The organism is Actinomadura viridis, assembly GCF_015751755.1.
Taxonomy (GTDB): domain Bacteria; phylum Actinomycetota; class Actinomycetes; order Streptosporangiales; family Streptosporangiaceae; genus Spirillospora; species Spirillospora viridis.
Map to the genome: position 1 here is coordinate 6,245,821 of NZ_JADOUA010000001.1, position 23,840 is coordinate 6,269,660.

A 23,840-nucleotide genomic window follows, 5' to 3' on the forward strand; every position below is an offset into this window, starting at 1 on the left:
GGACGCCGATGGCGATCCCTCCGCGGCGGCATTCAACCAGCTCATCAATGGGGTCCACCGAAATGGTCAATCACTAAATCGGTAGAGCTCCTGGCCCTTATAAGCATGGCAAGGCCCAGAACAGGCTCCAGGGCCCTGTCGCTCCCGGCGGCGAAGCCCTGAGAGTCAGGGTGCATGGGCCTTTCAAGATCATATACGAAAGGCGAGCGCGGGGAATCAGCGATCTCCTACGTCGCCGTTTCGCTGCTGCTCGCGGGCGTGGTCGCCGCCGTGGTGAGCGTGGCCGGGCTGGACGACCAGGTCTTACGCAGCATCTCCTGCTCGGTCGCCAAGATCACGTCCGAGAAATGCAAGGTCCCGGACGCCCCGCCGGTCTCCGGCGCCCCCGCGGCGGGCTCCACTCCGCCGCCTCTCGACGCCGACGGCTACTGGGACCTGCTCTGCCGGCAGCAGCAGTTCCACTGCGACGACTGGGACCCCTCCCGTGGCCTGTCGTGCAACGACCACAACGTGGTGACGGTCTACCGGTACTACGCCGACCTGTACCTGCGGAATCCCGAGCTGCAGTGGGCGGGGATGGCCTCACTCGCGGGCGGCCTCGTCTACGGCGGCATGCAGGACCTGCACGTACTGCGGAAACTGTCACGGGACGTCCGGGAGGAGGTCCTCCGGAAGCGGTTCCCCATGATGCCGAACGAGCTGATCGCGGCGATCGCCGGGGCGACCGAGGAGGAACTGGAATTCTTCGAGGACAAGTTCGTCGCGATGCACAAGCAGATCTTCCGGGACCTGGGCTGGCAGCACCTGGCCTACGACCGCGGCGGCATCGAGGAGATCCGCCGGCTGGCCGACGCGGGCCAGATACCGCGCGCCACGCTGGAAGCCTGGGAGGACATCGCCTCCGGCGACCCCCAGCGCGTCAGCCGCGGCAACGAGGCACTGCTCTACCGGGAACAGAAGACCATTCTTCAGGACGACTACGATGAGATGAAAAACCACCACGGGCTTCTCGGACTCGCCGTGACCTACATGATGGGCCAGACCAGCGAGTCCCCGATTCCCGGCGGCAGGCCTTTCCGGGACGTGGTCAACGAACTCGCCACCGTCGACCTTCCTGATCAGATATGCCTGACACCATGGGGCCCCTGCCAGTCGATCCCGGTGGACGACATCACGTTGCGCGCGCCCATCGCGACCGGCAACATCGCCACCTTCGACTCCCGCTGGAAGTGGATTTCCGAGGATATGCTGCCGCGATACCAGGAACTGCTGAGAACGGACCCGGACCGGATACGCCGCGAGGTCGGGCGCCAGCCCGGAGACAGGGCCGCCGAGGGCCGGCTCATCCCCATCGGTTACAACCCCAGGGACGGTGTGTGCTGATGTCTCTCCGCATGCTCCCCGCACTCCTGCTCACCGTTCTTCTCACGGTCACGATGGCCGCGTGCGAGGACGAGAAGGCGACCGTGAAACCCGTGACCCCGTCCTCCGCCCCGGCCAAGGGAACCCTCGACTGGAATCTGAGCAAGGGCCACACCACGAAGGACGTCCGCTGGCCCAACAAGCTGTCGGCGTTCGAACTCCACGGCGGAGTCCAGGTGCGCCTCGCCCTCCCCGCGGGCGCCTCCTTCGACGGCCGCGTCGAAAAGGTCATGGGGCGCCGCGAAGGCGAGGTCATCCGCAACCTCGACCTGTTCTTCCGGGCGGCCACCACCGAGGACGCGTACGAGCGGGCGAAGCGGCTGGGCAAGGAGTGGTCCATCGACCTGCGCAACATCGACGCCTGGTACAAGCGCCGCATGGAGCAGCGCCGCGACGGCAAGGAGGATTTCTCGGACACGGCCTTCACCGGCGTCTCCCACAGCAAGCCCCTGGGCGGCTCCGGCGGCCCGGCACCCGCCATCGAGATCCTCAACTCGTTCAGCGACGAGCGCCCGGCCGTGGTCAACCTCTCCTTCGTCTGGCCCCGCCAGGGCTGAGCGGCGGTCGCCCGGTCACGCCCGCCCCGCCGGGCCGCACCGGGCCGTGACCGGGCGGCGGGCCGCGCCCGGGACGCGGCGCGTGTGGCGAGGCCGTGACGTGCGCATACTCCAGGTATGGCCGAATATTCGCTGGCGCTCAGCGAGGCCGAGGTGGCGCGGTACCGGCAGATGGCCGAGACCGCGCTGAAGGACGAGCGCGAGCTGTGGAACGCGGCCGGCGTCCGCCCGGGCGCGCGTATCGCCGACGTGGGCTGCGGCCCCGGGGCGATCTCCATCGTGCTGGCGCGGATCGTCGGCTCCCGGGGCTACGTCCAGGGCGTGGACCGGGACCTCGCCGCCGTGTCGACCGCGCGGCGGCTGGCGGCCCGGGTCGGCCTCACCAACGTCCGGTTCCGGCAGGGGGACGCGGACGCCACGGGGCTCGGCCCCGGGTCGATGGACGTGGTGATGATGCGCCACGTCCTCGCCCACAACGGCGGCCACGAGCGGTCCATCGTCGGCCATCTCGCCTCCCTGGCGCGGCCGGGCGGCTGCGTGTACCTGGTGGACATCGACGCGGAGGGCATCCGGAGCGAGCCGGTGATCCCCGTACTGGAGGACCTCAACACCGCCTACCGCGCCCTGCACGCCCGCCGCGGCAACGATCTGTCGGTCGGGCTCCGGCTCGGCGAGCTGCTGGCCGGGGCCGGGCTGGAGGCGGTGGAGGTCCACGAACGGCCCCAGGTCCTGACCTCGCGACCCGGGCTCCGGCCGCCCGCCTGGGCGGCCCGGGAGCTGCTGGTCGCCGAGGGGCTGGCCACCCGCGAGCGGGTCGAGGAGTGGGGCGCGGCGTTCGAGCGGCTGGACCGCGAGGGGCCCCGCTTCGACCTCTTCCTGTCCCAGTACTGCGCGCTCGGACGCCGGCCCGCGGGTGACGCCGCCGCCGGGTGACACCGCCGGGTGACGCCGCCGGTCACGGCCGGAAGCGGTCGGTGGCGTCGATCAGCAGGTGCAGGGTGCCCGGCTCCGCGCCGCTGTGCCCGGCGTCGGGGACGATGTGGAACTCCGCCTCGGGCCAGGCCCGGTGCAGCTCGTACGCGCCGCCCGGCGGTGTCTTCATGTCGTAGCGGCCGTTGACGATGACGGCGGGGATGTGCCGGATGCGGTGAACGTCCCGGATGAGCTGGTCCTCCTCCAGGAAGCAGCCGTTGACGAAGTAGTGCTGCTCGATGCGCGCGAACCCGAGGAGCGTCCGGTCGTCGAACTCCGGTGGGGGCGCCGGGAGCAGCGTGCCGGCCGACAGCTCCCAGGCCGCCCAGGCACGGGCGGCCGGGAGGTGCACCGCCGGGTCGGGATCGGACAGCCGCCGCCCGTAGGCGGCCAGGAGGTCGCCGTGCTCGTCCGGCGATACGGCGTCGCGGAACGCCGCCCACTCGTCAGGAAACAGCTGCGCGGCCCCGGACGGGGTGAAGGCCCACTCCTCGTCGGAGGACCGGGCGAGGTAGATCCCGCGCAGCACCATCTCGGTGACCCGGTCGGGGTGAGCCTGGGCGTAGGCGAGCGCGAGGGTGCTGCCCCACGAGCCGCCGTGCACCAGCCAGCGTTCGATTCCCAGGTGCTCGCGGAGCCGTTCGATGTCGGCCACCAGATGCCAGGTCGTGTTGGCGGCCATGGACCCGCCCGGGTCCCCGCCGTGCGGGGTGCTGCGGCCGCAGCCGCGCTGGTCGAACAGCACGACGCGGTAGGCGTCCGGGTCGAAGAACTGCCGGAACACCGGGATCAGGCCGCCGCCCGGCCCGCCGTGCAGGAGCACCGCGGGCTTGCCGTCAGGGTTCCCGCAGACCTCCCAGTAGATCTCGTGGCCGTCGCCGACGGCCAGGCGTCCGCTGTCGTACGGTTCGATCGGGGGATAGAACGTCTTCACGGAGAGATCATCTCGCGGTGCCGGGCGTACCGCGGACCGAACCCGGGGGCACGCCGTCCAAGCGGCCCGACCAGGCCCCGGATTCCGCTAGCGTCTGTAAGCCCAGCTAGCGGAAAGGACCACATGGCCGAGAAGGTCATCCTCGTTGACGACATGGACGGCACCGAGGAGAGCGACGTCGCCAAGCGTGACTTCGACGTCCTGGGACGGAAGTTCACGATCGATCTGAGCGACGCCAACGACAAGCGGCTGCGCGACGCCATCGAGACGATCGATGCGTTCGTGGAGAAGGCCCGCGAGGTGAAGGCGGCGGGCCGCGGGCGCAAGGCCGCGAGCCCGGCGAAGGTCAAGGGGTACACCAACTCCGACGTTCGCGAGTGGGCTCAGAACAACGGGGTCGAGGTCTCGGAGAAGGGCTCGATCGCCGATGAGGTCTACGCGGCGTTCATCGAGGCGCATCCCGACGCCAAGCCCGACGCGTAGGGGGTCGCGCATCCGGTAGTTCCGGGACGGGCGGCGCGTTGTCGCGCCGCCCGTTTCGTTGCGGGGCCCTCCCCGGACCACGCGGACGAAATGTCGGTGGGCTCTGGCACGCTGACCCGCCATGACCTACTTCGTCTACCGCACCCACTACGAGGGGCCGCTCAGCAAGCGGGTCCGGCGGCTGCCGGACGCCTCGGTGCTCGACTGGTTCCGGCGCGGCTGGACGGCGGTCGTCGACGGCGGGCAGGACGCCTGGCGCTGGGTCGATGACGACCTGGGCGGGGAGGTCTACGGCCTGGCCTCGGTCTTCGAGGCCGCGCGCGTACACGCGGTGAAGGCGCCCCGGACGTGGCGGGAGCTGCGGGACGTGCTCCAGGAGCACCTCTACGTCGAGGGCGAGGTGCTGGTCGGCGAGCACGGCGTGCGGGCCCTGACCGACGACGACGAGGTGGTCGTCCCCTACTTCTTCTTCGACGACGTCCTGGTGGAGGCCCATCCTGACCGGCTGGCCTACCTTCTGCACGACGCGTGGCCGCTTCCCGAGGACGCGGTCGAGAACGGGGACGCGGTCGAGAGCGGGGAGGGCGCGGGCCGGACGACCGCGCTGCTGCTCACGCATTACGACGGCGACAGCATCTGCTGGCAACCGCCCTTCGTCTTCGAAGGGGTGCGGTTGCCGGAGCTGGCCGAGCGGCTCCGCACGGCCGGGGAAGGGATGGAGGACTGGCCGCAGGAGCTCCGCGTCCTGCGCGCCCTGGTCGCCCCCGCGGACGGCGACATCGGCGATGCGCTGCGCCGGTGCAACCTGTGGCCCGACTACGAGTCCATGGTGGGCACGCAGTCGCTGCTCGGCGCGCATCCGGAGGTCCACGCGCAGGCCATGGACGTGGTGGCGCGGCAGGGCGGCCTCCCCTCCGGCCGCGACCCCGGGCGGACGCTCATCAGCGTCGGCGAGCACCTCGCCCAGGCCGCGATGCACATGTGCGGCACCTTCGGGTTCCAGCAGTGGTTCCTGTTCGACGACCTCTGGGAGCGGCGGCACGAGGACCTGTCGCGCTCACTGATCCACTACGCCGCCGACTGGGATCCGCTGGCCGGTCTGGACACCGTCTCCCGCTAACGCGCGTCCACGCCCCGGAGCACCGTCACACCCGCGGCGCGTTCTCACCCGTGGCGCGTTCTCACCCGTGGGCGCGGCCGTGACCTCCGGGACGGCGGGGCTGCCCGGGACGCCCGGTGCGCTCGGCACGCCCCGGCTCCTGGGCCCGCTCGGCCCGTTCCGGGGTCTCGTCGGGGCGCGCGCGCTCGGCGCCGTCCGGGCGGGGCCGCCCCTCCAGGCCCCCGCGCGACCGGGCCGCCGGAACGGCCTCGTCCCGCAGCAGGCCCGCGTTCTGCGCGTACTGCAGCCCGCGCGGCGTGATGTCCCAGGCGTTGTGCCGCCACTCCTTGCGCCGCCAGACCACGCCCGCCGACAGCAGCTTGCGGCCGACCCGGCTGATCTCGGTCTCGTCGGTGCCCAGCTCGGCGGCGAGCTGCCGGTTGGACAGCCCCTGCCGGCGCGCGACCGCGACCAGGAAGCGCGCGGCGTGCCCGTCGGGGTGCAGGGACAGCTGGAGCCCGGACGGCAGGCGCCGCAGGGCCCAGTGGACGGTGTCGATGAGGCCGAGTACCCGGCCGCGCTCCTCCCGCTGGTCGCCGTCCAGCGCGGGCGTGTCGAGATAGTTGCGGTGCAGCCACTGCAGGCCGTCCTGCACCGCGGTGAGCGCCGGTTCGTCCCCGCACAGCGAGGCGTCGGTGATGAGCATGCCCAGGGCGCTGAACTGCCCGTCGGTGATCTTCTTGGAATGCTCCATCGCGTCGAAGAGCCGCCTGGCCTCGCTCCTGCGGTCGTGGCCCAGCTGCGGCAGCCGCCCCTTCGCCTGTGCTCCTGCGTTCACGGCTCACATCCCACGTCGTCGAGGAAGGGCTTACCCACTCAAGAGTGCGCCCCTGCCAAGTGAATGTCAAGTGAGGGATTCCGCACCCTTCCGGCGGCCGTGATCGATCCGAGATGCCGGATCGGCAACATCGTGATGACTTTCTGTATCAGATGCCACTGATGGGGGCACCGCTCCCCGGTTAGCATCGATCGATCATCCCTTGACCACCCCTGTCAACCCCTGGGGGACGCTTATGACGGATCAGTTGGAGGCACCTGCCCGAGGGGCCCACCCCGCCGATCCAGCTGATCTCTTCATCCGGCTCTACGACTCCCTCCCGGACCGCCGCTTCCAGGGCTGGGAGGCGACGATGTGGTACGACGACCCCGCGGTGCGGCGCCAGGCCGAGGAGATCGCCGAGATCGTCCTGGCGCTCGGCTCGCTCGACCCCGAGGTGACCGGCGAGATCATCGAGGCGGAGGGCGACCGCGGCCGGTTCGCGATCCTGCTGGGGCTCGACGGCGCGCTCGCGCACGCCAACCCCTACGGCCCGTACCACGACGCCCCGGCGCTGAGCGGCGTGCTGATCCGCTACCTCACCGAGGGCCGCTTCAACGCCGACGAGCGGGACGGCGCGTTGCTCCCCCGCTGCGCCTTCCCCGGCCGCCCGCGCGGAAGGCGGGCCAAGGCCGAGTTCTTCGGCGTCCACCGGATCCCGCCCGAGGCGTGGGCCCGGGTCGACCACACCGTGCTGCCCGCCGTCCACGACGCGCACTTCAACCGGGACGAGCCGGTGAACGTCGCCTGCGCGCCCGTGCTCGAGACCTTCGACGACATCGAGATCGGCTTCGAGCGGCGGTACGGCATGACCGTCTACCGGCTGCGCCCGAAGGACTCGCGCACCCTGCGCAACCGGATCGAGAAGACCGTGCGGCGGCTGGACGAGGCGGGCGCCCAGATCGCGGTGATGCCCGAGGTATCGCTGTCGGACGAACTCCTGGAGCACTGGAAGGAGGTCGCGTTCGAGACGGCGGGGCGCGACCGCGACCGCCACCCGCTGCGCTTCATCATGCTCGGCAGCGGCCCGCTGGGCGGCGGCGACCCCCCGCCCAACCGGGCCGTGCTGCTGGACCGCTGGACCGGCCGGGAGCTGCTGGTCCAGGACAAGCTGTCGGGCTTCACCCTGGACGCCGGCCAGATGCGCCTGTGGCGGCTGCCCGGCGCGCCGTCCGCCGGCACCGCCGACGAGTACCTGGCGCCCGGGGCGACGATCGCCCTGCTCGACATGGCGCTGGGCCGCCTCGCCGTCCTGATCTGCGAGGATCTGAGCCGGTCGATCGGCTGGGAGCGCGAGCTGCTGTCCTGCGGCGTCTCGCACCTGCTGGTCCCGATCTTCTCCAAGCCGATCCTCCGGTACCGGTGGGAGCAGCAGGGCGCCGAGCGCCAGATCGCCACGCTCGGCAGCTGGACCACCGTCTCCAACAGCCTGGTGATCGGCACCGTCATCCCGCCGGACGAGTTGGAGGGCACCCGCTACACCTGCCTGGTGGCCGGTCCGGAGGGGCTCGACCGGCTCACCTACGCGGGGAACGTGCAGTTCGCCCGCGCGGAGGCCGGTGACGAGCCCGCCCTGCTCGACCCGGCCGAGGACGGCTCCCGCGCCCTCCCCACCGTTCTCCCGGGCGCCGCCTACGACCTGTGGCACGACCACTGGACCGCGCCCTGAGCGACCGCGCCGCTCTCCGGCGGGCCGTCCTCCGGGGGCCGTCCTCCGGCGGGCCGTCCTCCGGGGGAGCACCCTCCCGGGGGCGCCCTCCGGCGGGTCGCGCCGGGCACCGGTCATTCCACGGTGAACTCGACGGAACCCGTCACCGGGCCGTCCGGTGTGACGACGGTGATCCGGCCGGTGACGGCCCCGGCCGGCACCGTCGTCCGTACGCTGGTGTCGCCGGCCTCGCCGACCGGGGCGTCCACCGTCCCGAAGCGGACGGCGGAGGCCGAGCCGAGGCCGGCGCCCCGGACGATCACCGTGGCGCCCACCGGGCCCGAGGCGGGCTCGACCGCGTGCACCCGCGGCGGCACCGCCTGGTCGCGCCCGGCCTGCGGCGGCGCGAGCAGGGTCGCGAAGACCGCGCGCAGCTTCTCTGCGGTCTCCTGCGAGAACAGCCCGACCAGCGCGGCGATCGCCGTGACCCCGTAGGGGTTGACGTCGGACGAACCGCCCGTGGGGGAGGTCAGCCCGCCGCGCAGCACCAGGTAGACCAGCAGGCCGAGCAGGCCGCCGACGAACGGCAGGGACACGTACATCATCAGCCAGCTGCGGCGCAGCGAGCGGTTGCCGACGTACCAGAAGAGGGACCGCAGCGCGTGCACGACCGCGCCGATCGCGCCCGCCGCGATGACGATGACGAACAGGCACGTCTCGCGGGTCGTGCGCGCCTCCCACCCGAACAGCCGGACCGTCAGCGCGTTCGGTGTCGCCTCCGGCCGTCCGTCCCGGGCGATCTGCGGGGCGGGCGGCCAGGCCTGGACCAGGACGACCACCAGCAGCGCGGCGAGCAGCATGAGGAGGAACGCCACGAGGACGATGTCGCGGGTCCGTGCGTACCCGGTGCCGACCGACGACTCCTCGCGCACCGGCGTACGCCCCTCTCCCCTCGCGGGCCCGGCCTCCGGGCCGTTCGCAGGGTTATCGACGCCCCGCGCGCGGGCGTTTCGCCGCCGTGCGACGGAGTGCGACGCCGGCGCGACGGGGCGCGACGGGGCGCGACGGGATGCGGCGGGATGCGGCGCGGGTCAGGACGGCGCGGGGTCAGGGCAGCATGGCCTCGACCAGGTCCGCGGCCCGGGACGTACCTCCCGCTTCGCGCAGCTCGGTGCGGATCGCGGCCAGGCGCGCCGCGACCTTCTCGTCGGTGGTGAGGTCGAGCAGGGCGGTGCGCAGGGCCTCCGCGGTGGCGTCCGCGGTGTCGATCCTGCGGCCGACGCCGATCTCGGTGAGCATGTCGGCGTTCATGAACTGGTCGACCGCCTGGGGAACGGCGATCATCGGCACCCCGCAGTACAGCCCCTCGTTGACGCCGCCGCTGCCGGCGTGGGTGACGAACGCGTCCGCCCGCTCCAGGATGGCCAGCTGCGGCACCCAGCGGTGCACCTCGACGTTGCCGGGGACGGTGCCCAGGTCGGCCTCGTCGACGTGCTTGCCGATCTGGAGCACCACGTGCCAGCCGGGCAGGTCGCCGAAGGCGCCCAGGCACGCGCGGTAGAAGTCGGGGCGGTCGGTGAACGCCGAGCCGAGCGAGACGAGCACGACCTTCTCCGCGCCGGCCGGGCGCTCCCAGCCGCCCTGGTCGGAGCGGTCGCCCAGGCAGGGGCCGACGAAGGTGTAGCGGCCGGGGTCCACCCGGTCGGCGTTGGGCTGCATGGCCCGCGGGATCAGCACCAGGCCGCGCCGCGGCACCGCGACGAAGCGGTGGGAGTCGGTCTCCGAGGCGCCGACGGACGCCAGCCACTCGGCGAAGCGGCGGTAGTACCCGGGGCCTCGCGGATGGCTCCGGATGGCCTCCACCTGGTCGGCGGTGTCCTCCTCGTACCCCTCCCAGGCCACGGCGGACGGGGAGAGCTGCATGGAGGGGATGCCCCACTCCTCCGCGAGCACCCGCACCGGATAGCCGGCCATGTCGTAGAGGAAGAGGTCGGGCCGGTCGTTCTCGTACGCGGCGCGCAGCGCGGGGAGCATCGCGACGGCGTCGTCGAGGAAGACCTCCAGCTGCTCGACCAGGTCCTCGGGCCAGGTCTCCGGCTTGTCGTGGGCCGGCAGGGTCGAGGCGTACGGGACGGGCTCGGCCCCCGCGGCTGCGACCGTGTCCGCGAACGAGGGGTCGTTGGCGTAGGTGACGCGGTGGCCGCGGGCGGCCAGCTCACGGATGATCTCCAGGCTCGGGTTGACGTGGCCGGGAGCCGGGATGCTCACCATGGCGATATGACGGCGGTTCATGGATGGCCTTTCGAAGTCGATGCCGAGACGATACGTCTCGCCTCATGATGAAGTCAAGACGAGACGTTGCGGCTCGCCTCGGGTACGTTCGGATCATGAGCCCCGATCCGGCCCGCCGCAGCGAGCGCTCGCGGCAGGCGATCCTCACCGCGACCCGCGAGCTGCTCTTCGAAGTCGGCTACCCGAAACTGACCATCGAGGCCATCGCCGCGCGGGCCGGGGTGGGCAAGCAGACGATCTACCGGTGGTGGCCGTCCAAGGGGGCGGTCATGTTCGACTCGCTGCTGCCCGCCCCGGCCGGCGCGCCCGAGCTGGCGCTGCCCGACACCGGCGACGTGGAGGCCGACCTCAAGACCGTGCTGCGGGCCATCGCCGAGGAGTTCGAGACCCCCTACCTGGACCAGATGACGCGCGCGCTGGCGACCGAGGTCCACAACGACCCGACGCTGGGCGAGGAGATGGTGAAGCGCCTGCTCATGCCCCATCTGGAGGCCACCAAGGAGCGGCTGCGCTCGGCCCAGGCGGCCGGGCAGCTGGCCGCCGGCCTCGACCTGCAGGCCGCCGTGGAGATGCTGTTCGCGCCGCTGTTCTACCGGTGGATGCTGCGCATCGGCCCGCTCACCCCGGAGTACGCCGACACGGTGGCCACCATGGCGGTCGCGGCGATGCGCCCGCACTGACGGGCACCTGGACACCAAGCCACCGGAGCACCGGGGCGCCCCGGCGGCCACCTTTAGCGATTCATTACGAATAGGTGGAGTCTTCACTAATGGTTCTTTGATGGGCGATACGCCCGGTTTAACCTCCGGCGCATGCGCCGAACAGCAGCGATGATCGCGTCCACCCTGGCCGCCGGGCTGGTCACCACGGCCGGGGCCGGGGCGGCCCGGGGCGAGCCGGGCCCGTGCGAGACCCCCGCCACGCACCGGATCGCCCAGGTCCAGGGCCAGGGGGCCACCACGCCCCTGAACGGGCAGACCGTCCGGATCGAAGGCGTCGTCACCGGCGACTTCCAGGAGGCCGACCGGCTCAAGGGCTTTTTCGTCCAGGACCCGGCCCCCGACGGCGACCCGAGGACCTCCGACGGCCTGTTCGTCTACTCGACCAAGGAGGTCGCGACCGGCGACCGGGTCCTGGTGACGGGCAAGGCCGTCGAGTACGGCGGCCTCACCGAACTCTCCCCGGTGAGCGCCGTGGACGTGTGCGGGTCGGGCGAGACGATCGAGCCGGTCACGGTGAAGCTGCCGCCGACCCAGGACCCCGAGAGCCACGAGGGCATGCTGCTGCGTTACGGGCAGCGGCTCACCGCGACCGAGACCTACCAGCTCGGGCGGTACGGCGAGGTGACGCTGTCGTCGGGCGGGCGGCTCTTCCAGCCCACCGACGGCCACGGCTCCACCCAGGCCGGGAACGACCGGCGCCGGCTGCTGCTGGACGACGGCTCGACCGTGCAGAACCCCGCCGAGGTCCCGTTCACCGGCCCCCGCTCGCTGCGCATCGGCGACACGACGACCGGCCTCACCGGGATCCTCAGCCAGGGCTTCGGCGGCTACCGGCTCCAGCCGACCCGGGCCCCGCACTTCGCCCGCACCAACCCGCGCCCGGTCCGTCCCGCCCGCGTGGGCGGCGACGTGAAGGTGGCCGCGTTCAACACGCTGAACTGGTTCACGACGCTGGACGTGCGCGGCGCCGACACCGCCGGGGAGCAGGAGCGGCAGATCGCCAAGCTGGTCGCGGCCCTGCGCGGCCTGGACGCCGACGCGGTCGGGCTCATGGAGGTCGAGAACAACGGCGACACCGCGATCAAGGCGCTGGTCGACCGGCTGAACGCCGCCGTGGGCGCGGGCACCTACAGCTGGATCCGGCACCCGAACCCGGGCACCGACCAGATCCACGTCGCGCTCATCTACAAGAGCGCGCGGCTGGCCCCGTCCGGGCCGGCGCGGTCCTCCGCCGACCCGGTGTTCGACCGGCCCCCGCTCGTCCAGACCTTCCGGCTCGCCTCCGGCGGCGGCGTCCCGTTCACGATGATCGTCAACCACTTCAAGTCGAAGGGCTGCGGCGAGGCCACCGGACCGGACCTGGACCAGGGCGACGGCCAGGGCTGCTACAACGCCCGCCGGGTCGCCCAGGCCCGGGCGATCGCGGCGCTGTCGGCCGGTGAGCGCAACCCGCTGGTGCTGGGCGACCTGAACGCCTACACCGCCGAGGACCCGGTGCGGACCCTGACCTCGGCCGGGTTCGCCGGGCAGACCGAGCGGTTCGTCCGGCCCGAGCAGCGCTACAGCTACGTGTTCGACGGGCAGGCGGGCGAGCTGGACCACGTGCTGGCCGGCCGGGAGCTGTCCCCGCGGGTCAGCGGCGCGACGATCTGGCACATCAACAGCGACGAGCCCCTGATCCTCGACTACAACACCGAGTACAACCCCCCGGCGCTCTACCGGCCGGACGCCTACCGGTCCTCCGACCACGACCCGGTGATGGTCGGGCTCCGGCTGCGCTGACCCCGCGCACGCCGGTACCCGGTACCCCGGCCCCCGGGTACTCCGGTAGCGGGCGGCGGCTCTATCGGGCGGCTTCGGTCAGGCGTATGATCCAGGTCACATTCGCATCGTCTCGAGCGATGGGTGACCGCCATGACCGAAGCCGCTCCCGCTCCCGTCCCCGCCTTCGCCTCCCCCCGCACCGCGCCGGGCATCGGCCCCGACGGCACGTACACGCGCGCCGGGCAGGTGCTCGCCTTCCTCTTCGGCCTGTGGGCCATGGTCCTGTTCTTCCCGCTGCTGTTCGCGGGCGCCCTGCTCTACACCCGCGCCGAGGAACGGTTCCGGGACGACCCCGCGCGAGCGCGCTCCCTCGTGCTCCTGTCGTGGTCCGCCATCACGATCGGGCCTCCGATCGGTTTCCTGCTGGTCTTCGCGGTGATGAGGATCGCCTCCGCCTGAGGTGACCCCGCGCCTCCCCTTCGGGACGGGGCGCGGCGGGACGGGGGCGCGGCGGGACCGGGCGGGAAGACGGCGCCCCGCCGCGGGGTTGCACCCGTCATGAGCGTCCCCTTCTCGGTCCTCGACCTGTCCCCCGTGGTGAGCGGATCCACGTCCGCCCAGGCCCTGCGCAACACCCTCGACCTGGCCCGGCACACCGAAGGGCTCGGCTTCCACCGCTACTGGCTGGCCGAGCACCACGCGATGCCCGGCATCGCCAGTTCGGCGACGGCGGTACTCATCGGGCAGGTCGCGGCGGCGACCTCCCGGCTGCGGGTGGGATCGGGCGGGATCATGCTCCCCAACCACGCGCCGATGGTGGTGGCCGAGCAGTTCGGGACCCTGGAGGCGCTCCATCCGGGACGCATCGACCTCGGCCTGGGCCGCGCGCCCGGCACCGACCAGGCCACCGCGCGGGCGCTGCGCCGCTCGCCGGACGCCCTGTCGGTGGACGACTTCCCCGAGCAGGTCCACGAGCTGCGGGCCTACTTCGGCGCGACCAGCACGGTGACCCCGGCGGCCGGGAACGAGCCCCCGGTGTGGCTGCTGGGATCCAGCGGTTACAGCGCCCGGCTCGCGGGCCTGCTGGGCCTGCCGTTCGCGTTCGCCCACCACTTCAGCTCCGAGAACACGCTCCCGGCCCTCGCCCTCTACCGCGAGTCGTTCCGGCCCTCGGCCGAGCTGGAACGCCCGTACGCGATGATCGCGGTGTCGGTGACGGCGGCCGAGACCGACGAGCGGGCGCGCGAGCTGGCCGCCCCGCAGGCGCTGTCGTTCCTGCGGCTGCGGCAGGGCCGCCCGGGGCCGCTGCCCAGCCCCGAGGAGACCGCCGCGTACCCGTACACCCCGATGGAACGCGAGATCATCGAGTCCCGTCTCGCGGGCCAGGTCATGGGCGGCCCGGAGACGGTGCGGCGGCAGATGGACGCGCTGCTCCAGCGGACCGAGGCCGACGAGGTGATGGTGGTGACCTCGGTGTACGACCACGGGGACCGGCTGCGCTCCTACGACCTGCTGGCCGGCCTCTACGACCTCGGCTCCGCCTCCACCGAGGCCGCCCCGGAGACCGCCGCGGTGGAGACCGCCGCGGAGGCCGCCGGAGTGGAGACCGCCGCGGCGACCCGCGCCTGACCGGGGGCTCCGCTCAGCCTTCCAGCGCGGCGGCGAACGCCTCCTCGATCACGTCCAGGCCCTCCCGCAGCAGGTGCTCGGGGATGACCAGCGGGGGCAGGAACCGCAGCACATTCCCGTACGTGCCGGCGGTCAGCACCAGCACCCCGGCGGCGTGGCAGCGGCGCGCGATCTCGGCGGTGAGCTCGGGGTCGGGCTCCTTCGCGCCGCCGGAGGCGCCGCCCCGCACCAGCTCGACCGCGGTCATCGCCCCGCGCCCGCGCACGTCGCCGACCGCCCCGTACCGTCCGGCCAGGGCGCGCAGCCGGGGCAGCATGATGTCGCCGATCGCGCGGGCCCGGTCCACCAGCCCGCCCTCCTCGATCTCCTCCAGGACGGCCAGCGCCGCCTCGCAGGAGAGCGGATTGCCGCCGTAGGTCCCGCCGAGCCCGCCGGGGTGCACCCGGTCCATGATCTCCGCGCGGCCGGTGACGGCCGCGAGCGGCAGGCCGCCGGCGATGCCCTTGGCGGTGGCGACGATGTCGGGGACCACGCCCTCGTGCTCGCAGGCGAACAGGTCGCCCGTACGGGCGAACCCGGTCTGCACCTCGTCGGCGACGAACAGGATGCCGTTGTCCCGGCAGAACGCGGCGATCGCCGGGAGGAAGCCGGGCGCGGGGACGATGAAGCCGCCCTCCCCCTGGATCGGCTCGACCACCACGGCCGCGACGTTCCCGGGCCCGATCTGCTTGGTGATCTGGTCGATGGCCTGCGCCGCCGCCTGCGGCCCGCAGTCCTCCGCGCCGCCGGGCCAGCGGTAGGGGTAGGCCATCGGCATCCGGTAGACCTCCGCCGCGTACGGCCCGAACCCGTGCTTTGTGGGGCGCGAAAATAAGCCGGTCCGCGTCTACCCTGAACCGTACGGACCGGCGAATCGGCGGTCCCGCACTGGACATCGTGCACAGTCCCGGCGTCCGGGACGCACTGAGAGGAGCGCGCGTGCCGCCCAGCCTCCGCGATGTGGCCGCCCTGCCGCAGCTCGGGCTGCGCCCGCTGACCGAGGTGCGGGGCGACGCGCCGGTGCGGTGGGTGGCGGTGAGCGAGCTGGAGGACCCCACGCCGTTCCTCGAGGGCGGCGAGCTGCTCCTGACCACCGGGATGCGGCTCACCGGCGAGGGCGCCGCCCCCTACGTCGCGCGCCTGGTGGCGCGGGGCGTGGCCGGGCTCGGCTTCGCGGTCGGGGTGATCCACGAGACGGTTCCGCCGGAGCTGGTGGCGGCGTCCGCCGAGCAGGGGCTGACCCTGCTGGAGGTGCCCCGGCCGACCCCGTTCATCGCGGTGGGCAAGGCCGTCTCCCGGATGCTGGCCGCCGAGTGGTACGAGGACGTCACCCGTTCCGCGCAGGCCCAGCGGGAGCTGACCCGCGCCGCGCTCCGGGGCCCCGGCCCCCTGATCACGAGGCTGGCCAGGGAACTGGGCGGCTGGGCCCTGCTGCTCGACGCCTCCGGCGAGGTCCGGCACGCCGAACCCGCGCGGGCCCGCCGCCACGCTCCGGGCCTGGCCGCGGAGCTGGCCCGGCTCCGCCGTCCCCGGGTACCGCGCCCCGCCGTGCCCGGAGCACCCGGAGCGCCCGGCGCACCCGGCACACCTGGTGAGGGCGTACCGGGCGGGCCCGTCGGGGTCGCGCTGTCGGGAGCGGAGGGGCAGGTGGTGGTGCAGTCCATCGGGTTCGGCGGGAGGCCGCGCGGGTTCCTGGCGGTCGGCACCACCGACCCGCTGCCGCCGGCCGCCCACACGATCGTCGGCGCGGCCGTCGCCCTGCTCACGCTGCGTTCGGAGAGCCCTCGCACGGAACGTCCGCTGCGCGCCGCGCTCGCCGCCCTGCTGCTCGGCCTCGGGACGGGCCCGGTCGGCGCGGGAGCGGAGGGTACGGGAGCCGGGGGTACGGGAGCGGCGGGCACCGCGCTTCCCGAGCCGCCGGTACGGGTCCTGGCCTGCGCGGGCGGCGCCGCGGTGCTGGACGCGCTGGACCTCGATCCGGCGGGCGAGCACTGCCTGGCGCTGCCGCTGCGCGACCTGTGCGCGGTGATCGTCCCGGACCGGCTGGCCGGACGGGTGGCGGCGGTGGCGCGGGCGAGCGGCGCGGTCGGTGCGAGCGACCCCGCCGGCCTGGACGCCCTGGACCGGGCCCTGGTCCAGGCGGAACGGGCCCTGGCCGCCGCCCGCCGGTCGCGGGACGGCCCCGACAGCCCCCACGGCGTCCTCCACCATGCCGACCTCCCCGGCCAGGGGCTGCTCGGCCTGCTGGACCCGGACCTGGCGCAGGGGTTCGCGGAGTCCCTGCTGGCGCCGCTGCGGGCCGAGGACCCGGCGCTGGCCGACTCGCTGCGCGCCTACCTCGCGGCGAACGGGCAGGGCGAGGCGGCGGCCCGCGCCCTCGGCGTGCACCGGCACACGCTGCGGACCCGCATGCGCAAGGCGGCCGAGCTGCTGGGCCGCGATCTCGACGATCCGGCGGTCCGCGCCGAGCTGTGGATCGCGCTCGCCGTGACGGACAATCCGGAGGACCCGATTGGACACGCTGGAGGCTCGCGCATCGAGCCTCCGGAGATAGCGTGAGGTCATGGACGTGACCCCATTCTGGCTGGCCGGTCGGCCCGCGACCGGTGACGAGCAGCTGACCGTTACCCACCCCTACGACGGCCGCGTCGTCGGGACCGCCGCCGTACCGACCCCGGAACAGGTCGAGCAGGCGGTGGCCGCGGCGGACGCGGTGCGCCGCGAGGCCGCCGCACTGCCCCTGCATGTGCGCGCGGAGGCCCTGGCGCACGTCTCGGCACGGCTCTCCGAGCGCGCCGAGGAGGTCGCCCGGCTGATCACCGGCGAGAACGGCAAGCCCCTGCTGTGGGCGCGCGGCGAGGTGAACCGCGCGATCGCCACCTTCCGGTTCGCCGCCGAGGAGGCCCGCCGCTGGAGCGGCACCACCCAGCGCCTCGACACCGACCCCGCCGCCAACGGGCGGATGGCCTACGTCACCCGGGTGCCCAAGGGCCCGGTGCTGGGCATCTCCCCGTTCAACTTCCCGCTCAACCTGGCCGCGCACAAGATCGCCCCGGCCATCGCGGTGGGCACGCCGATCGTGCTCAAGCCCGCGCCCGCCACGCCGCTGTCGGCGCTGCTGCTGGGCGAGCTGCTGGCCGAGACCGACCTGCCCGAGGGCATGTTCTCGGTGCTGACGGTGCCCAACGACCGGGCCGGCGGGCTGGTCGAGGACCCGCGGCTGCCGATCGTGTCGTTCACCGGCTCGGTCCCGGTCGGCTGGTCGATCCGCGACCAGGTGCCGCGCAAGCACGTCACGCTGGAGCTGGGCGGCAACGGCGCGGCCGTCGTCCTGTCCGACTCCGACCTGGACTGGGCGGCCACCCGGATCGGCCTGTTCTCCAACTACCAGGCCGGGCAGAGCTGCATCGCGGTGCAGCGTGTCTTCGTCGACCGCTCGGTCTACGACGCGTTCGTGCCCAAGCTGGTCGAGTCGGTCAACGGCCTGGTCACCGGGGACCCCTGGGACGAGAAGACCCAGGTCGGCCCGCTGGTCAGCCAGGACGCCGCCGAGCGCGTCGAGGCGTGGGTGGACGAGGCGGTCGCCGCGGGCGCCACGGTGCTGGCGGGCGGCACCCGCGACGGCGCCGCGTACGCCCCGACCGTGCTGGCCGACGTGCCCGCCGACGCCAAGATCTCCCGCCAGGAGGTCTTCGGGCCGGTCCTCATGGTCCAGCCGGTGGACGGCGTGGACGACGCGTTCGCGCGGGTCAACGACTCCACGTTCGGGCTCCAGGCCGGGATCTTCACCCGGAACCTGGACGTGGCCTTCCGCGCCCACCGCGAGCTGGAGGTCGGCGGCGTGGTGATCGGCGACGTGCCGTCCTACCGGGCCGACCAGATGCCCTACGGCGGCGTGAAGGACTCCGGGGTCGGCCGCGAGGGCCTGCACTCGGCGATGACGGACTACACCGAAGAGAAGGTCATGGTGCTGACCGGCCTGCCGCTCTGACGGCGCGCCGGCCACCGGCCGGGCTCCCGGCGGGCCCGCCCCGAGAGGACTCCGGGGCGGGCCCGCCGCACGTACCGTACGTTCCACCCGTTTTCGGCGGATGATTGAGCCGCACGCGCACGCGACCCTGCGAAGGAGGGGCCTTGACCGGCGTCCCGTACGAGGAATGGCGCTCCCGGGCCGAGAAGATCGACCCGTACACCGATCACCACATCGACGGCGCGTTCTCCCCCGGCGCGGGCACGCTGCCCGTCGTCGCTCCCCGCGACGGCCGCACGATCGCGCGGGTGGCCGCCGCGGACGCGGCCGACGTGGACCGCGCCGTGGCCGCCGCGCGCCGCGCGTTCGACGAGGGCCCGTGGCCGCGGCTGGCGCCCGCCGAGCGCAAGGCGGCGCTGCTGCGCTGGGCCGATCTGGTGGAACGTGACAGAGAACATCTGTCGCTGCTCGTCAGCCTGGAGATGGGCAAGCCGATCGGCGAGGCGTACGGCATCGAGCTACGCGCGGTGGCCGGCTGCCTGCGCTGGTACGCCGAGGTCGCCGACAAGCAGCTGGACGAGGTCCCGCGCACCGGCGACGACGCGCTGGCGCTGATCACCCGCGAGCCCGCCGGGGTGGTGGCCGCGGTCGTGCCGTGGAACTTCCCGCTGACCATGGCCGCCTGGAAGCTGGCCCCCGCCCTCGCCGTGGGCTGCACGGTGGTGCTGAAGCCGGCGGAGGAGTCGCCCCTGTCGGCCCTGCACCTGGCGGCGCTGGCCACCGAGGCGGGGCTGCCGCCCGGCGCGTTCAACGTCGTCAACGGCCGCGGCGAGGTGGCGGGGCGGGCCCTGGGCGAGCACCCCGGCGTGGACGTCGTCGCGTTCACCGGGTCCGGCGAGGTCGGGCGGCACTTCCTGCGTTACGCCGCCGCGTCCAACCTCAAGCGGGTCTGGCTGGAGCTGGGCGGCAAGTCGCCGAACATCATCCTTCCCGACGCCCCCGACCTCGACGCCGCCGCCGACACCGCCGCGTGGGGCATCTTCTTCAACGCCGGGGAGATGTGCAGCGCGCCGTCCCGCCTGCTGGTGCACCGTTCGGTGGCCGAGCGGGTGCTGGACCGGATCGTCGCGCGGGCCGGGAAGATCCGGGTCGGCGACCCGCTGGACCCGGCCACCGAGATGGGCCCGCTGGTGTCGGCCCGGCACCGCGAGCAGGTGCTGTCGTACGTCGAGGCCGGCCGGGCCGACGGCGCCCGGCTGCGGGCGGGCGGGGAGGTGCCGGACGGGGACGGCCACTTCCTGCGGCCCACCGTCTTCGACCGGGTCGGCCCGGGGATGCGGATCGCCCGCGAGGAGATCTTCGGCCCGGTCCTGGCCGTGCAGGAGTTCGACGACGCCGACGAGGCCGTCCGGCTGGCCAACGACACCGAGTACGGGCTGGCCGCCGCGGTGTGGACCTCCGACCTCTCGGCCGCCCACCGGATCTCCCGGGCGCTGCGCGCGGGAGTGGTCTGGGTCAACTGCTACGAGGAGGGCGACATGAGCGTCCCGTTCGGTGGCATGAAGCAGTCGGGCCACGGCCGGGACAAGTCGCTGCACGCCCTCGACAAGTACACCGACCTCAAGACCACCTGGATCGCGCTGTGACCGCCGGTCCCTCCGGACGCCCCCTGATCGCCGTCCCCGCCCGGTTCTCGGCGGGCGCGACCGCGCTGCGCTACGCGGCCGAGGTCACCGCCCGCGCCCTGGTGGAGGCGGTGTGGCGGGGCGGCGGCGAGCCGTTCGTCATGCACCCCGCCGACCCCGCGGGCGCCGCCGGGCGGCTGGCGCGGTGCGACGGCGTGCTGCTGCCCGGCGGCGGCGACCTGCACCCCCGCCACTACGGCGCGGACGGGGAGCACGAGGCCCTGTACGACGTCGACGAGGAGCAGGACGCGTTCGACCTGGCGGTGGCGGACCGCGCGCTGGCGGCCGGGCTGCCGCTGCTGGCGGTCTGCCGCGGCCTGCAGGTGGTGAACGTGGTCAGGGGCGGGACGCTCCGCCAGCACATGGACGCCGAGCACCGCCATGTCGTCCATCCGGTGACGGTCGAGCCGGGCACCCTGCTGGCCAAGGTCCTGGACGCCGGGGAGACCGCCGCCTCCTGCTACCACCACCAGGACATCGACGTCCTGGGCGAGGGCCTGGCCGTCACGGCCCGCGCGGCCGACGGAACGATCGAGGGCGTCGAGCTGTCGGGCGGCGCGGGAGGGGGCTGGTTCCTGGGCGTCCAGTGGCACCCGGAGGACACGGCCGCCACCGATCCCGCCCAGCAGGAGATCTTCACCGCGCTCGTCACCGCCGCCGCGGGACGGCGGGACGAGGGGTCGGCCGGCTAGGGCTCTGTTTCAAAGCCCCGGCCCACGGCGCTCGCCTGGCGGCTCGCGCCTGACCGGGCCTGTGCGAGCGCGGCATCGCTTCGCGATCTGCCAGGTGAGGCTCGCCTCCGGCATCGCCCCACCTGGCAGCCAACGCGCTCGCGCGGTGGCTGAGGCCACTTCGAGACACGCCTAGGGCTCAGCGGGACGGGGGGCGGTAACGCCGGTCGCGGCGGGCGAGCCGTTCCCCGGCGGGGAGGCGGACCAGCTCGGTGAGCGCCCCGGCGACGGCCTCGGCGGCGCGGCGGCAGAACGCCTCGGGCTCGTCGGCCGCGTCGGGCCGCTCGTCGACCAGCGCGTCCACGATGCCGTCCCGCAGCAGGTCGGCCGAGCGCACCCCCTGCGCCGCGGCCATCTCGGCCGCCCGGCCCGGCGTGCGGTGCACGATCACCGACGCGCCCTCGGGCGGCAGCGGGGACAGCCAGGCGTGCCGGGCGGCCAGCACCCGGTCGGCGGGCAGCAGGGCCAGCGCGGCGCCGCCCGCGCCCTCCCCCAGCAGCAGGCAGAGGGTGGGGGCGGGCAGCGTGATCAGGTCGGCCAGGCAGCGGGCGATCTCCCCGGCCAGCCCCGCCTCCTCCGCCTCGGCCGACAGGACCGCGCCCGGGGTGTCGACCACGGTCACCAGCGGCAGGCCCAGCTCGGCGGCCAGGCGCACGCCGCGCCGGGCCACCCGCAGGCCCTCCGGCCCGAGCAGGTGGCCGTCCCGCTGGGCGGCGCGGTCCTGGCCGACCACGACGCAGGCCACCCCGCCGACGCGGGCCAGGACGAGCAGCATCCCCGGGTCGCCCCCGTCGCCCGAGGACCGCCCGCGCGGGAGGGAGTCGGCCTCGCCCTGGCCCGCGCCCGACATCGGTGTCACCCCGTCCGCCCCGTACCGCAGGAGGTCGCGCACCCCCGGACGGGCAGGGCGGCGGGAACGCCGGATCGACTCCCACGCGTCCCCGTCCGTCCCCCGCCCCACCGGTACGGGCGCTACCGCTTCCGGCGCGGCTGCCACCGGCTCCGGGCGCGGCCCGGACGTGGCGGGCAGGCCGCGGGCGGGGGTACGGGCGCACAGCACGTCGAGGGCGGCGGCGGCCACCGCGCCGAGCCCGTCGACGCCGACCACGGCGTCGACCAGGCCCTTGGCGAGGAGGTTCTCGGCGACCTGGACGCCCTCGGGGAACGGCTCGCCGTACAGCCCCTCGTAGACCCGCGGGCCGAGGAAACCGATCAGCGCGCCCGGCTCGGCGAACGTCACGTGCCCCAGCGAGCCCCAGGAGGCGAAGACGCCGCCGGTGGTGGGATGCCGCAGGTGGACCAGGTACGGCAGGCCGGCGGCGCGGTGCCGGGACACCGCCGCGGTGATGGCCGCCATCTGCGTGAACGCGGCGGTCCCCTCCTGCATCCGGGTGCCGCCCGACGACGGCGCGGCCAGCAGCGGGAGGCCCTCGGCGGTGGCCCGGTCGATCGCCGCCACGATCCGCCCGGCGGTCGCCAGCCCGATCGATCCGGCCAGGAATCCGAATTCCGAGACGACGTACCCGATCCGCCGGCCGCGCAGCCGGCCCGCGCCGGTCAGGACCGCCTCGTCGCATCCGGTGCGCTCGCGGGCGGCGGCCAGCTCGCGCGCGTAGCCCGTCCCCGGCCCGGCCACCCGGTACGGCTCGGTGTCCCAGGACTCGTGGCCGTCCCCGTCCAGCACCCGGCGCAGCAGCTCGCGCGCCCCGATCCGGCCACCCGGCGGTCCCGGCATGCCCACCTCCTGAACCGAAGGGTGTTCGGGTGATCAACCTATGCGTTGACCCAGAGGTTCGCCGGGCGGCATGACCCATTGACTTGCGGCGAGTTGCTGCCTTGGAGTGCGTCCGGGGCGACAGCTCGCCGCAAGTCAACGTCGCTGGAGTCAACGGGTGGTCGAGACGGGCGGGGCGGAGGAGGCGGGATCCTGGGCGCCGATCAGGGGGAGGCGGAGCACGAGGCGGGCGCCGCCCGGGCTGTCGCCGACGAAGAGCTCGCCGCCGTGCGCCTTGGCGATGTCACGGGAGATCGCCAGGCCCAGGCCGGTGCCGCCGGGTTCGCACCGGCGGCCCTCGTCCAGCCGCTGGAAGCGCTGGAAGACCCGCTCGCGCTCCTCGGGCGGGATGCCGGGCCCGTCGTCGGCCACCATCAGCAGCGCGTCGCGGCCGTCGGTGCCGACCGCCACCCGGATCCACGTGCGGGCGTGCCGGTCGGCGTTGTCCAGCAGGTTGGTGAGCACGCGGATCAGATGGGTGCGCGCCCCCGAGACCATCACGCCCTCGTCGGTCTCGATCTCGATCGGGACCCGCTGGCGGCGCCGCGCGGTCTCGGCCCGGACCAGCTCGCCCAGATCGATCGGCCCGCGGGTTCCGAGCACGCCCGCCTCCAGCTTCGCCATGGTCAGCAGGTCGGCGATGATCTGCTGCATGCGGTCGGCGTCGTCCAGCACGGCCCGTGCGGTCTCGGGCCAGTCCTCTTCCTCGGGGTGCTCCAGGCCCAGTTCGAGCCTCGTCCTCAGCCCGGTCAGCGGGCTCCGAAGCTCATGCGACGCCTCGGCGGCGAACGCACGCTGGCGTTCGACCAGCTGCTCGATACGGTCCAGCGCCACGTTCACGCAGCGGGCCAGATCCGCGACGTCGTCGTGGGTGCTGGGCACGGTCACCCGCCGGATGTTCCGGTGGTCGGAGATGGTGCCGAGCTCGTCCCTCATCGTGCGCACCGGCCGGAGGGCGCGCTTGACCGCGTACCGGACGACCCACGCCACCGCCGCCAGCGAGGCGAAGAACCCCAGGATCATCGCCACGGCCAGGGCCACCTCTGCGGCACCCACCGGATGCGCTGTGACCGCCAGGAACATCACGCCGATCCCCAGCGCCAGCAGGAGACCCGAGACCACGGTGGCGGTGAAGGTCACCCGGCCCTGCACCGACCTATGCGGCGAGAACCGCCGAACGACCGGATTCGACATTCCGACGCCTTCCCATACCTGGTCCGCGCGGCAGGTCACCGCACGGCG

At 73.7% G+C, this 23,840-nt stretch carries 20 protein-coding genes and 1 pseudogene; 14 read left to right on the top strand and 7 right to left on the bottom strand.

Annotated features, from left to right (window positions below):
• Window positions 1–174: 174 nt before the first annotated feature.
• The 3 genes from IW256_RS28275 to IW256_RS28285 all read left to right on the top strand — a co-directional run bounded on the left by IW256_RS28275 (window position 175) and on the right by IW256_RS28285 (window position 2,912).
• Complete coding sequence (locus IW256_RS28275) at window positions 175–1,383, top strand: DUF2515 family protein (RefSeq protein WP_197013842.1); 1,209 nt, start codon at window positions 175–177, stop codon at window positions 1,381–1,383.
• Window positions 1,383–1,979, top strand: coding sequence for a hypothetical protein (locus IW256_RS28280; RefSeq protein ID WP_197013843.1), 597 nt, complete (start codon window positions 1,383–1,385; stop codon window positions 1,977–1,979). The genes IW256_RS28275 and IW256_RS28280 overlap by 1 nt, the downstream gene beginning before the upstream one ends.
• Window positions 1,980–2,096: 117 nt before the next feature.
• Window positions 2,097–2,912 (top strand): methyltransferase domain-containing protein, encoded by an 816-nt coding sequence (locus tag IW256_RS28285; protein ID WP_197013844.1) that lies wholly within the window; start codon window positions 2,097–2,099, stop codon window positions 2,910–2,912.
• 22 nt (window positions 2,913–2,934) lie between these two features.
• On the opposite strand, the gene pip is transcribed toward IW256_RS28285, so the two are convergent.
• Complete coding sequence (gene pip / locus IW256_RS28290) at window positions 2,935–3,885, bottom strand: prolyl aminopeptidase (RefSeq protein ID WP_197013845.1); 951 nt, start codon at window positions 3,883–3,885, stop codon at window positions 2,935–2,937.
• A gap of 123 nt (window positions 3,886–4,008) precedes the next feature.
• Here pip and IW256_RS28295 point away from each other — a divergent pair, with 123 nt between their 5' ends.
• Window positions 4,009–4,368 carry a histone-like nucleoid-structuring protein Lsr2 gene (locus IW256_RS28295; RefSeq protein WP_197013846.1) on the top strand — a complete coding sequence of 120 codons (360 nt, stop codon included), beginning with the start codon at window positions 4,009–4,011 and terminating at the stop codon, window positions 4,366–4,368.
• A 121-nt stretch (window positions 4,369–4,489) separates the two neighbouring features.
• Window positions 4,490–5,488 (top strand): hypothetical protein, encoded by a 999-nt coding sequence (locus IW256_RS28300; protein WP_197013847.1) that lies wholly within the window; start codon window positions 4,490–4,492, stop codon window positions 5,486–5,488.
• A 61-nt stretch (window positions 5,489–5,549) separates the two neighbouring features.
• Here the strand turns inward: IW256_RS28300 and IW256_RS28305 are convergent, their stop codons facing one another.
• The gene (locus IW256_RS28305) at window positions 5,550–6,305 is read right to left on the bottom strand and encodes a hypothetical protein (protein ID WP_197013848.1); all 756 of its coding nucleotides are present in this window, start codon (window positions 6,303–6,305) and stop codon (window positions 5,550–5,552) included.
• A gap of 247 nt (window positions 6,306–6,552) precedes the next feature.
• Here IW256_RS28305 and IW256_RS28310 point away from each other — a divergent pair, with 247 nt between their 5' ends.
• Window positions 6,553–8,013, top strand: a complete 1,461-nt coding sequence (locus IW256_RS28310; protein ID WP_231403960.1) for a carbon-nitrogen hydrolase family protein — start codon at window positions 6,553–6,555, stop codon at window positions 8,011–8,013.
• Window positions 8,014–8,126: 113 nt separating this feature from the next.
• Here IW256_RS28310 and IW256_RS42865 read toward each other — a convergent pair whose 3' ends face one another.
• Window positions 8,127–8,924, bottom strand: a complete 798-nt coding sequence (locus IW256_RS42865; protein WP_197013850.1) for an IPT/TIG domain-containing protein — start codon at window positions 8,922–8,924, stop codon at window positions 8,127–8,129.
• Window positions 8,925–9,099: 175 nt separating this feature from the next.
• The gene (locus IW256_RS28320; protein WP_197013851.1) at window positions 9,100–10,284 is read right to left on the bottom strand and encodes a macrolide family glycosyltransferase; all 1,185 of its coding nucleotides are present in this window, start codon (window positions 10,282–10,284) and stop codon (window positions 9,100–9,102) included.
• 95 nt (window positions 10,285–10,379) lie between these two features.
• Between IW256_RS28320 and IW256_RS28325 the strand changes: the two genes are divergently transcribed.
• The 4 genes from IW256_RS28325 to IW256_RS28340 all read left to right on the top strand — a co-directional run bounded on the left by IW256_RS28325 (window position 10,380) and on the right by IW256_RS28340 (window position 14,399).
• Window positions 10,380–10,964 (top strand): TetR/AcrR family transcriptional regulator, encoded by a 585-nt coding sequence (locus IW256_RS28325; protein ID WP_197013852.1) that lies wholly within the window; start codon window positions 10,380–10,382, stop codon window positions 10,962–10,964.
• Between the two features lie 132 nt (window positions 10,965–11,096).
• Complete coding sequence (locus IW256_RS28330; RefSeq protein WP_231403961.1) at window positions 11,097–12,788, top strand: ExeM/NucH family extracellular endonuclease; 1,692 nt, start codon at window positions 11,097–11,099, stop codon at window positions 12,786–12,788.
• A gap of 132 nt (window positions 12,789–12,920) precedes the next feature.
• Window positions 12,921–13,229: a hypothetical protein gene (locus tag IW256_RS28335; RefSeq protein ID WP_197013853.1), complete on the top strand. Its 309-nt coding sequence runs from the start codon at window positions 12,921–12,923 to the stop codon at window positions 13,227–13,229.
• Between the two features lie 99 nt (window positions 13,230–13,328).
• A complete protein-coding gene (locus IW256_RS28340; protein ID WP_197013854.1) occupies window positions 13,329–14,399 on the top strand; it encodes an LLM class flavin-dependent oxidoreductase in 1,071 nt (356 codons plus the stop codon).
• Window positions 14,400–14,412: 13 nt separating this feature from the next.
• Here IW256_RS28340 and IW256_RS28345 read toward each other — a convergent pair.
• Window positions 14,413–15,261, bottom strand: a pseudogene (locus tag IW256_RS28345) (aminotransferase class III-fold pyridoxal phosphate-dependent enzyme); the annotation flags it as partial.
• A 116-nt stretch (window positions 15,262–15,377) separates the two neighbouring features.
• On the opposite strand from IW256_RS28345, the gene IW256_RS28350 reads away from it, so the two are divergent.
• The 4 genes from IW256_RS28350 (at window position 15,378) to IW256_RS28365 (ending at window position 20,785) form a co-directional block, all read left to right on the top strand.
• Complete coding sequence (locus IW256_RS28350) at window positions 15,378–16,997, top strand: PucR family transcriptional regulator (protein ID WP_197013856.1); 1,620 nt, start codon at window positions 15,378–15,380, stop codon at window positions 16,995–16,997.
• 4 nt (window positions 16,998–17,001) lie between these two features.
• Complete coding sequence (locus tag IW256_RS28355; RefSeq protein WP_197013857.1) at window positions 17,002–18,429, top strand: aldehyde dehydrogenase family protein; 1,428 nt, start codon at window positions 17,002–17,004, stop codon at window positions 18,427–18,429.
• Window positions 18,430–18,572: 143 nt separating this feature from the next.
• Window positions 18,573–20,054, top strand: coding sequence for an aldehyde dehydrogenase family protein (locus IW256_RS28360; protein ID WP_197013858.1), 1,482 nt, complete (start codon window positions 18,573–18,575; stop codon window positions 20,052–20,054).
• The gene (locus IW256_RS28365; RefSeq protein ID WP_197013859.1) at window positions 20,051–20,785 is read left to right on the top strand and encodes a gamma-glutamyl-gamma-aminobutyrate hydrolase family protein; all 735 of its coding nucleotides are present in this window, start codon (window positions 20,051–20,053) and stop codon (window positions 20,783–20,785) included. Before IW256_RS28360 ends, IW256_RS28365 begins: the two co-directional genes overlap by 4 nt.
• A 178-nt stretch (window positions 20,786–20,963) precedes the next feature.
• Here the strand turns inward: IW256_RS28365 and IW256_RS28370 are convergent, their stop codons facing one another.
• Complete coding sequence (locus IW256_RS28370) at window positions 20,964–22,559, bottom strand: carboxyl transferase domain-containing protein (protein WP_197013860.1); 1,596 nt, start codon at window positions 22,557–22,559, stop codon at window positions 20,964–20,966.
• Between the two features lie 150 nt (window positions 22,560–22,709).
• Window positions 22,710–23,750 carry a sensor histidine kinase gene (locus IW256_RS28375; protein ID WP_197013861.1) on the bottom strand — a complete coding sequence of 347 codons (1,041 nt, stop codon included), beginning with the start codon at window positions 23,748–23,750 and terminating at the stop codon, window positions 22,710–22,712.
• Between the last annotated feature and the right edge of the window lie 90 nt (window positions 23,751–23,840).